Here is a 9817-nt window from a genome sequence, read left to right on the forward strand (position 1 = left end):
CGCTCCGTTGCCGACGATGAACGTCCCGAACGGAGCGTTCGCGACGCCGTCGCGGCGCCCCACAACGAAGCCAGACCACCTCGGCGAAAACCCCCATTGAGAGATTTGGCGTCTCTCAATGGGGCCTTCACGGACTTCGGCTCAGTAACCCTGGTAGGCGCCGCCGTGCGCCATGGCCTTCAGGCCGGGGACGTTGGCGATCGAACCGTAGCGGCTGATCGAGTACTTCACGCCCGCGATGATGTTGTCGACCGGGTTGTAGATGTTGTCGTGCCCGGGCAGCTTGTGCGAGTTGAACGTCGAGTCTATGCACTGCATGAGCCCCTTCGACGGGTGCCCGGCAGCGGCATTGGAATCCCAGTTGTTGATGGCGTTGGGATTACCGCCCGACTCGTGCTGGATAATGGCCCAGATATTCGGGATATCGGCCTCGGTGACGTTCACACCCGCGGCCTGCAGCGCCTTGATCGCCTCCTGGATCCACTGCTGCACGTTGCCCGGCGGTGGCGACGAAGGCGGCCCGCCACTGGGGCCGAGGCCACCGCCTCCACCACCGCCGCCCCCTCCACCGCCGCCTCCGCCGCCCCCGTGGTTCGACATGGCGCCGTTGCTGTGGATGCCGCCGGTGCTCTGCGGAATCGTCCCGTCCTTGCCCGGCGGCGGAACGTCCTTGTACCCACCCTCGATCTGCGTCTTCATCAGCTCTTGGGACTTGCTGATCAGCCTGTCGGCAGTCTCCATCAGACCGTCCACGTCAGCAGCCGCCGTCGCCACGAGCTGCTCGTTGGTGGTGCGGGCGTCCTGGACGATCTTGCTGGCCGACGGGTTGGGCATCTCGCCTTTGCCGTTGTCGCGTACGGCGTCGGCCTTGGCCTGTGCGGCATCCGCAGCAGCCTGCTGCTGCGGGATCTCGCTGTCGAACTTCTTCTTCAGGTCGTCGCGCTTGCTGGTGATCTTCCCTTTGATGTCAGCCAGCTGACCCTGCAAGTGGGTCAGATCGTCACTGACCTCTGTGAGATGCTTCTGCACCTTGTCACCCGCAGCGGTGATCCGCTTGACATAGGCGAAGAAATTGTCCGCCGCTGGCCCCGACCACACTCCGCCGTTGAGGGCATCCGTCGAAGACTTGAGCGCCGCGCTGTGATCACCGGCCTGGCTCGCCGCGTTCTTGAACTGATCGGCGGCCTGCTGAATGGCCTGCGGATTGATTTTCTCGACCTGCGCGGCCTTGTCCTGGAGCACGTTCCAGTTCTTAGGCGGATTCTCGATCTTCTCGGCCGGCACTACTCCACCCCCTCGCTCTCAAAAGTCTTTCCCGCCACGAGCGGCGCGCTCACTGGTTTCCGTGCTGGTGCAGCGTCACGTCGCTCTTGGCGACCTGATCGGCCTCAGTGATCAGCCCCGCGGCCTTACGCAGCGCGAAGCTGGTCGCCTCCATCAGCTTCCCGGCAGCGTCGAACTCGTTGTGCACGCCCTGCTTGAAGTGACCGACCGCGCCGTGCGCGTCGTCGGCACCCGTCATGCCACCGAAGGGGCTTTCCTTCTCGTGGTCCATCCCCGTGAGGTGCTTCTTGGACTTCTCGAACTCGTCCTTGAGCTTCTCGACCTGCTTGGCGGCAATGCCCATGGAATCCGGGTCATACACAGGCACGGTTCGTCATCCCCTTCGCAGCTTGCGTCCACCTGGTGTGACGTCGGCACGACCAGGACGGTTCCCGCGCATACTGTAAGACTTCGGCTGCACCCCGTGTGCGGATCTTCACCAAACTCCACCCCGGCGAGCAGATTCAGGCTTCGGCGAGTAGTTCCCGGACCCGGTCGGCGAGCAGGGCGTTGTCGGCCGGGGCGATGGTGGCCCAGTCGCTGCCGTCGGCGTCCTTGCCGAGCTGGAACAGGTACCGCCCGGCATCCGTGTCGTAGAAGGCGACGACACGCGAAGCCCGATGGGCGACGCCGTCGCGGCCGATACGTTCGGCGCCGAACTGGCCTCGTGCCTGCTGGCCGAGGAGCATGCCTGCCAGTTCCTGGGCCTGAAACAGCGGGATCCGCCGGTCCTCCAGCGCGGTGACCAGCGCCTTCGCGTCGCCACGTGCGTCGGCGTCGGCGGCCATCAGTACGTCGTGCGGGACGCTGACGGCCTGGCCGATGCCGGGACCCAGTTCCCCGGCGACCGACACCGCGGCCTCCGGCAGCATGCCTTCGCGGGCTGGGATCAGCCAGACCTGTCCCTCGTCGACCACGCCCAGCAGCGCCTGGCGGCCGAGACTGACGGCGCGGCCACGAATCTCCCGCTCCGCCCACACCCAGACGTCGACCGAGAGCTGCGGACGCGCCAGCAGGTGGAACATGTCGACCAGTTCGCCGGTCGCGCGGTGGCCGCGGGCGAGGCGCCGCGCGGCCAGTGACGACCAGGCCTGTTCGACCAGTTCCGCCCGCTCGGTGTGGGTGACGCCCGGAGTCGGCACGTCCAGCGCGGCGTGGCGCTGCGGCAGGCCTTCGGCCTCCCAGAGCATGTCGAACTCCAGCGCGGACAGCACGAGGCTGCCATTCTCGGCGGGCACGGTCAGCGCACATCCTTGTCGCCGATGACGTCCGGGGACACCATGCGCTGGTCCTCGAACAGGTCCTTGTCGTCCACGCCGTACCGGCGCACGTGCTCGGCGTCCTCGGTCTCCTGGCCGTCCTGCGACGCGGCCTTCGAGAGCAGTTTGGCGTCACCACGCGACTGCTTCGGGCTGATCTGCTCCGACTTCCGCAGCGCGACCGCTTCCTCCTCCGGCAGTTCACCGACCGGGAGCGGGCCGACCTTGCCCTTGCCGGAACCCCCGGAGCCGAAGCCGCGACGCTGCCGATCCCGCTCACCGCTCAACGCGCCGCCGATCCCGCCCGCACCGATCGCTGCCGCGCCCGCGCCCAGGTCGCCAGCGGACCCGACCGGTTTCGGCGCCACGACACCGGAACCGCTGACGAGACCCGGCTGTGGTGCCTGGCCGGGGAACTGGGGCGCGGCGCCGACCGTGCGGCCCTTGCCGAGCGCCTGATCGCCCCGGGTGTCGGCGCTTCCGGACACACCACGGCCCAGCGAGCCGTCGACGCCAGTCGTACCGCCGGCCACCGCGGCACCGCCACCGGGAACCACCGGACGTCCCGGCTGACTACCGGTCGCGCCGGGGCCACCACCCGTGCCACCGGGTCCGCCACCAACGCCACTGGTACCGCCGACACCGGTCGTGCCGCCGATGACCGGGTTACCCGGCGCACCGGGCGGGACGAACTCGCCGGTCGCGGGAGGCACTGCGGGCGTGGGCGCGAGACCCGGTCGTGCGGGCGCGGACTCGGCGGGGCCGCGGCCCGGCGCGTTCACCCAGCCGACGGGCGCCGACTGCTTCGCGACGCCGGCCGGCGCTGTCGGCGCGGAACTCGGTGCGGTGGGCTGGTACCCGGCCGGACTGCCCGTGGCGGTCTGCCGGGGAGCCTGCGCCGCGATGCCGTAGGCCGGGGTCGGCGGGTCGACCGGCGTGGGTGCCGGGGCCTGGTAGCGCACGGGCTGCGCCTGCGGCGGCGGCTCGACGTACTGCGAGCGGACCTCGGCCGCCGCGGGTTTCACGCTGCCGTCCGGAGTCAGGTCGACCGCCGAACCGGCGAGCGCGGTCGGCCCGAAGTCACCGACCGGCGCGGCCTTGAGCGCCTCCGGCTTGCTCAACGTCTCGGTGGAGAGCAGGTTCTCGCCGCTCTCCTTGGCGTATTCGTTCAACGCGGCGAGCGCCTGCCCCCTGGCGTTGTTGGCGGCGCTGACCTGACGCGCGTGGTCGGTCTCGAACCCGATCAGGCTCAACACGGTGTCGCTCAAGGTGAATCCGCCCGCTCCCTTGCGCACGGTTTCGGCGTCGGGGAGCTTGTACCGCGCCCGGTTGAACGCCTCACCCTGCGCGAAGATCATCTCCGCGGCGTGGGTCACCTTCACCTTCGCGTCCTGGGAGAACCCGGCCTGCTCGGTGAACACCTGCCCGGCCTGACCGCCCGCCTGGCTCTGCCATTCGACGCCCATCTTGGCCAGTTCGGCGCGCAGGGTGTGGTCGGTCTGCGCGAGGGCGTCGGCGACCGACTTCAGCGCGTCCACCGCGACGCCGATGCTGCCGATGCCGTCGCCGGTGGTCATCCGCTCGATCTCGGTGGCGATCGCGGTGTTGGTCCAGCCGTCGAAACGCTGGTCGCGGATCCTGCCCGCGAGCTCGGAGATCTTCACGCGCGCTCCCTCAGTTGCGTGCTTTCAAGGTCTGCAGGGCGAGATCGGCCGCCTGCGCGGACATTTCGCACAGCCGTGGCTGGGTGAACGCGCCCGCGGTGATCGCGAACGCCTGCACCGCGAGCGTCTGCCCGGGGGCGACGCCGACGAGCGTTTCACAGTCGGCGGGGGTGCCGGCGGCCCGGAAGTTCGTGATCGCGGGGAATCCGCCGACGGGGTTCGGCCGCGTGGTCATGCTGTTCTTGCGCCGGGCACCGGTGAGCCATTCGGAGACGTCGGCGCCGATCGTGCGGACGTGGTAGGCGAAGAACGGCTCGGCGTCCTTCGCGTCCAGCACGCAGGTCGGCCCGTCCGGCTGATCGGCGGCCGGCCGCGGCGCGCCGGTGATCTTGAGCTGCGCCAGCTGCGGCTGACTCAACAGCGAACACGGATCGACGCCCTTGACCGGAAGATCCTTGGGACGCACCGGAAGTTCCGCGGCTTTCGCGCGCTGCGCGAGCGAACTGGCCGCGGTCTCCACCGGGTAGGGGGTGCCGTCCGTGCTGGACGAGCAGCCCGCGAGTGTCGCGGTGACGAGGACGCCACCGGCGAACCACAGCCCGTGCTTACGTGCGGTGGCCACCGCGCTCCCTGAGTGCCGCGGCCTTGTCCGCCTCACCGGTGCTGTACTTCTTCGCGGCCTCGCGAAGCTGGGCGACGAGCCGGTGCAGCCCGGCCACGTACTCCCGGACCTGACCCGCGTACGACTGGTCCCCGTCCGCGACCAGCCCGTTCCAGGCCTCGACGGCGTTGGTGCTGATGATGTCCGCCGACGGGCTGTCGATGCGCAGCTGGCCGAGTCGCGTGAGCAGCTTGTCCTCGAGCGCCTTGACCTGCTCCTCCACCACCTTCGCGACGGCGAGCAGCTTGTCCGGGTCGACCATGACGTCGGCGACGCCCGGCGCCACGGGGACGGCGCCGGTCAGGTCGAGTCCCTCTGTGGTGGCTGGGGTTCCTGGCATGCGTTCCCCTGACGTGATACGGACGGTCACCGGCTGGCTGCATCGAGGCTACCAACGCGGGTGTAGCGATGGCTTCAATTCGACGAAGTCCACCGCGGTCCGGTTCCGCCTTGCCGGAGATTTACGCGTGCTGATCCGCCACCGGGGCCGCGACCTCGCCGTTCACCGCGCGCAACGCGATGTCCGTGCGGTGATGCGAACCGGCGAGGTGCACCTTCTCGACGGTCTCGTACGCGTGCTTGCGCGCGGCCTTGAGCGTGCGGCCGGTGCCGACGACCGAAAGCACGCGGCCGCCAGAGGAGACGACAGCGCCGTCGTCGCGACGGCGCGTGCCCGCGTGCAGAACGCCTTCCAGCTCACCGCCGGTGATGACGTCACCCGTGCGGGGTTTACCGGGGTAGCCGTCCGCGGCGACCACGACGGTCACCGCGGCGCCGCCGGACCACTGCAACGGCGGGTGCTCGGCGAGCTTGCCGGTCGCGGTCGCGTGCAGCACCCCGGCGAGCGGGGACTCCAGCAGCGCCAGCACGACCTGGGTTTCGGGGTCGCCGAACCGGCAGTTGAACTCGATGACCTGCGGGCCGTCGGACGTCAGCGCGAGACCCGCGTAGAGCAGGCCCGAGAAGGACGCGTCGCGCGCGACGAGCTCGTCCACGACCGGCTGCACGATCCTCGCGACGACGTCGTCGACGAGGTTTTCCGGCGCCCAGCCCAGCGGGGCGTACGCGCCCATACCGCCGGTGTTCGGGCCGGCGTCGCCGTCACCCACACGCTTGAAATCCTGCGCGGGCAGCAGCGGGACGACGGTGTTGCCGTCGACGAAGCAGAACAGCGACGCCTCCGGACCGTCCAAAAAGGACTCCAGGAGGACCGGGTGGCCGCCGTCGAGCAGCATCAGGGCGTGCTTGCGCGCGACCTCGATGTCCTTGGTGACCACGACGCCCTTGCCCGCGGCGAGCCCGTCGTCCTTGACCACCCAGGTCGGGCCGAAGCGGGCGAGGGCCGCGTCGAGCCGCGCGGGAGTGTCCACGACCTCACTGCGCGCAGTCGGCACGTCCGCCGCCGCCATGACGTCCTTGGCGAACGCCTTGGAACCTTCGATCCGCGCGGCCGAGGCCGACGGGCCGAAGCAGGCGATACCCGCCTTGCGCACGGCATCGGCGACGCCCGCGACGAGCGGGACCTCCGGGCCGATGACGACGAGGTCGGCCTGCCAGTCCTTGGCCAGCGCGGTCACCGCCGCCGGGTCGGCGGCGTCGACGCCGAGCTGCTCGGACACCGCGGCGGTTCCGGCGTTGCCGGGGGCACAGGCGAGCGCGGTGACGGCGGGATCGCCGGACACCGCGAGGACCAGTGCATGCTCACGGGCGCCGGACCCGATTACCAATACGCGCACGCCGGACAGGGTACCGGCGGTCCCCGGCGCCGACACTTCGCCGTCACCCACGGCAGCGGTGGCCTCGAGGTGTTCACCCGGACGTCAAGCGTGCTTACGGGCAGCGACGCCGACCGGATGCTTGCACTGTCAAGGGTGTCGCGGTAAGTCGGGACCCGTCCCGGAAGCGAAAGAGGTTGCAGATGAAGCGCAAGCGTGTGGGCGTGCTCGCACTGACCGGTCTCGCCCTGCTCGGCGTCGCCGGACTGGCCGTCGGGCCCGCGAGTGCCGCTCCGGCGGAGACGGACTCCGCGAATGCGGCGGGTTACGGCCGAGGGCACGATGACCCCGTGATCATCGGACACCGGGGCGCGCCCGGCTATCGCCCCGAGCACACGCTCGCCTCGTACGAACTGGCGTTCCGCCAAGGCGTGAACTGGGTCGACGTCGATCTCGTGCCCACCAAGGACGGTCAGCTCGTCGCGCGGCACGAACCGGAGATCGGCGGCACCACCGACGTCGCGAAACACCCGGAGTTCGCCTCGCGCAAGACGACGAAGGTGATCGACGGCACACCGCTGACCGGGTGGTTCACCGAGGACTTCACGCTGGCGGAGCTGAAGACGCTGCGCGCGGTGGAGCGGATCCCGCAGAACCGGCCGAACAACCAGATGTACAACGGCCGCTACCAGATCGCGACGTACCAGGAGGTGCTCGACCTGACGAAGCGGCTCTCGCGCGAGCTGCACCGGACGGTCGGGACCTACCCGGAGGTCAAGCACTCGACGTACTTCCAGTCGATCGGGAACCCCACCGAGCCGAAGCTGGTGGCCATCCTCGACCGCAACGGGCTCAACCGCCGCAACGCGCCGGTGATCATCCAGTCGTTCGAGGTGTCGAACCTGATCGCCCTGCACAAGCAGGTGCGGGTGCCGCTGCTGCAGCTGACCGACGCGACCGGCGCGCCCGCCGATTTCGTCGCGAAGGGCGACAAGCGGACCTATGCCGATCTTGTTACAGCGCAAGGACTTCGCGAGGTCGCGAAGTACGCGGACTACCTCGGTCCCGCGAAGTCGCAGATCATCCCGCTGGACGCGGCGGGCAATCTGACGCAGCCGACGGCCATCGTGCGCGACGCCCACGCGGCGGGCCTGAAGGTCCAGCCGTACACGTTCCGTAACGAGAACCCGTTCCTGCCGAAGAACCTGCGCTCGTCGGACAAGCCCGACGCGTACGGGAACGTCTTCGCGGAGGAGGCGGCGTTCTTCAAGGCCGGCGTCGACGGCTTCTTCGCCGACCAGCCGGACACCGCGCTGGAGTCGCTGCACGACTTCCTCGGCCGCTGAGGCACGCCTGAAGGTCTCTGAAGGCCACCTTGAGGGACTTGAGTTCCCTCAAGGTGGCCTTCAGAGCGTTGCGTGCTTCTTGACGGAACCTTGACACCCCTGGTGACCCAGGTTACTTTCTGCGGATCTCAATGGTCTGTCCGCATACCTTTCGAGGGGTAGCCCGATGGATGTCTCCGACCAGGCCAACACCAAACCCGCCGGCGACCCGGCCGACGACGACAGCGCCCGCCTGCACCAGCTCGGCTACGCGCAGGAACTGAAACGGACGATGTCGGCGTTCAACAACTTCGCCGTGTCGTTCACGATCATCTCCATCCTTTCGGGCTGCCTCACGCTGTACGGCTTCGGCATGAAGACCGGTGGGCCGGCCGCGATGATCTGGGGCTGGCCGCTGGTCGGCCTGTTCGTCATCCTGGTCGGGCTCGGCATGGCCGAGGTCTGTTCGAGCTATCCGACCGCGGGCGGGTTGTACTACTGGGCGGCGAAACTGGCGCCGCGCAACGGTCCCGCCTGGTCGTGGTTCACCGGCTGGTTCAACCTGATCGGGCAGATCGCGGTCACCGCGGGCATCGACTTCGGCGCGGCCCTGTTCCTCAACGCTTTTCTCGACCTGCAATGGGGTTTCGCGGCGACACCGGGACATACGATCCTGCTGCTCGCGATCATCCTGGTCGTGCACGGCGCGCTGAACACCTTCGGCGTGCGGATCGTCGCGATCCTCAACAGCGTCAGCGTGTGGTGGCACCTGCTCGGCGTCCTGGTGATCGTCGGCGTGCTCGTGTTCGTACCGGCGAAACACCAGGACGCGTCGTTCGTGTTCGGCAGTTTCCAGAACCAGACCGGCTGGGGATCGTCGGTGTACGTGTTCGCGCTCGGGCTGTTGCTGGCGCAGTACACACTGACCGGCTACGACGCCTCCGCGCACATGACCGAGGAAACGAAGAACGCCGCCAAAGCCGGACCGCGCGGCATCGTCACGTCGATTCTCGTTTCCCTGGTGGCGGGCTGGATCCTGCTGATCGGGCTGACCTTCGCCATCCAGGACTACGACGGCGCTGTCGGCTCGGCCACCGGTGTACCGCCCGCGCAGATCTTCATCGACGCGACCGGCGCGGTGACCGGCAAGTTCCTGCTGCTGATCTGCATCGGCGCGCAGCTGTTCTGCGGGATGGCGTCGGTGACGGCGAACTCGCGGATGATCTACGCCTTCGCGCGCGACGGCGCGATCCCGGGCTCGAAGATCTGGCACCGCATCAACAAACGCACCCAGACGCCGACGAACGCGGTGTGGCTCGCCGCCGGTGGCGCGCTGATCCTGGCGCTGCCGTACCTGTGGAGCGCGACGGCCTACGCGGCCGTGACGTCGATCGCGACGGTCGGTTTGTATGTGGCGTATGTGATTCCGGTGTTCCTGCGGGTGCGGATGGGTGACCGGTTCGAAAAGGGACCGTGGAACCTGGGCCGGTGGGGGAAGCCGATCGGGATCGTCGCGAGTGTGTGGGTCGTCGTGATCTTCGTGTTGTTCATGCTGCCGCAGGCCGCGCCGGTCACCGTGGACACGTTCAACTACACGCCGATCGCGTTCCTCGTCGTCCTCGGCGGCGCGGCGCTGTGGTGGGCCGTCTCGGCTCGGAAGTGGTTCACCGGACCGAAGGTGCAGGGCAGCGCGGAGGAATTGGCGGCGGTGGAACGGGAACTCCAAGACCTCGGCTGACCCACCTGCGTCCTTTGTGGACTCCAGGGCAGTGAAGGGCGCCCGAACCGGCCGGGGGTGCGCGGTGGGGGCCCTCCCCGGCGTGGCCGTCGGGTGGGGGGGCCCCCGCGGTGGGTGGGGCACTCGCGGAGA

At 69.0% G+C, this 9817-nt stretch carries 9 protein-coding genes; 2 read left to right on the top strand and 7 right to left on the bottom strand.

Translation table 11 applies throughout. The annotated features are described in order from the left end of the window. Window positions 1-141: 141 nt before the first annotated feature. From ACFWX1_RS05605 to purD, 7 genes are all read right to left on the bottom strand, one after another. Window positions 142-1284 carry a WXG100 family type VII secretion target gene (locus tag ACFWX1_RS05605; RefSeq protein ID WP_378384185.1) on the bottom strand — a complete coding sequence of 381 codons (1143 nt, stop codon included), beginning with the start codon at window positions 1282-1284 and terminating at the stop codon, window positions 142-144. Between the two features lie 49 nt (window positions 1285-1333). After that, entirely contained in the window at window positions 1334-1651 is a 318-nt protein-coding gene (locus ACFWX1_RS05610; RefSeq protein ID WP_378384187.1) for a hypothetical protein, read from the bottom strand. Between the two features lie 136 nt (window positions 1652-1787). Continuing rightward, window positions 1788-2561: an ESX secretion-associated protein EspG gene (locus ACFWX1_RS05615; protein ID WP_378384189.1), complete on the bottom strand. Its 774-nt coding sequence runs from the start codon at window positions 2559-2561 to the stop codon at window positions 1788-1790. A gap of 2 nt (window positions 2562-2563) precedes the next feature. Beyond that, window positions 2564-4246, bottom strand: coding sequence for a hypothetical protein (locus tag ACFWX1_RS05620; RefSeq protein ID WP_378384190.1), 1683 nt, complete (start codon window positions 4244-4246; stop codon window positions 2564-2566). Between the two features lie 10 nt (window positions 4247-4256). Next, window positions 4257-4868 carry a DUF3558 domain-containing protein gene (locus ACFWX1_RS05625; protein ID WP_378384192.1) on the bottom strand — a complete coding sequence of 204 codons (612 nt, stop codon included), beginning with the start codon at window positions 4866-4868 and terminating at the stop codon, window positions 4257-4259. Then, window positions 4852-5247 carry a PE domain-containing protein gene (locus ACFWX1_RS05630; RefSeq protein ID WP_378384194.1) on the bottom strand — a complete coding sequence of 132 codons (396 nt, stop codon included), beginning with the start codon at window positions 5245-5247 and terminating at the stop codon, window positions 4852-4854. The genes ACFWX1_RS05625 and ACFWX1_RS05630 overlap by 17 nt, the downstream gene beginning before the upstream one ends. 121 nt (window positions 5248-5368) lie before the next feature. Beyond that, entirely contained in the window at window positions 5369-6643 is a 1275-nt protein-coding gene (purD, locus tag ACFWX1_RS05635) for a phosphoribosylamine--glycine ligase (protein ID WP_378384195.1), read from the bottom strand. A gap of 182 nt (window positions 6644-6825) precedes the next feature. On the opposite strand from purD, the gene ACFWX1_RS05640 reads away from it, so the two are divergent. Together ACFWX1_RS05640 and ACFWX1_RS05645 are read left to right on the top strand one after the other, a co-directional pair. Continuing rightward, on the top strand, window positions 6826-7968 hold the full coding sequence (locus ACFWX1_RS05640) for a glycerophosphodiester phosphodiesterase (RefSeq protein ID WP_378384197.1): 1143 nt from the start codon (window positions 6826-6828) through the stop codon (window positions 7966-7968). Between the two features lie 166 nt (window positions 7969-8134). Continuing rightward, entirely contained in the window at window positions 8135-9685 is a 1551-nt protein-coding gene (locus tag ACFWX1_RS05645) for an amino acid permease (protein WP_378384199.1), read from the top strand. Window positions 9686-9817 lie beyond the last annotated feature (132 nt).

This window comes from Amycolatopsis sp. NPDC059021 (assembly GCF_042739895.1).
In the GTDB taxonomy this organism is placed as follows: domain Bacteria; phylum Actinomycetota; class Actinomycetes; order Mycobacteriales; family Pseudonocardiaceae; genus Amycolatopsis.

Excerpts from the sequence above, each read along its gene's own strand:
- ACFWX1_RS05630 (WP_378384194.1), bottom strand. The coding sequence starts at position 5,247 with ATGCCAGGAACCCCAGCCACCACAGAGGGACTCGACCTGACCGGCGCC.
- ACFWX1_RS05640 (WP_378384197.1), top strand. The coding sequence starts at position 6,826 with ATGAAGCGCAAGCGTGTGGGCGTGCTCGCACTGACCGGTCTCGCCCTG.
- ACFWX1_RS05645 (WP_378384199.1), top strand. The coding sequence starts at position 8,135 with ATGGATGTCTCCGACCAGGCCAACACCAAACCCGCCGGCGACCCGGCC.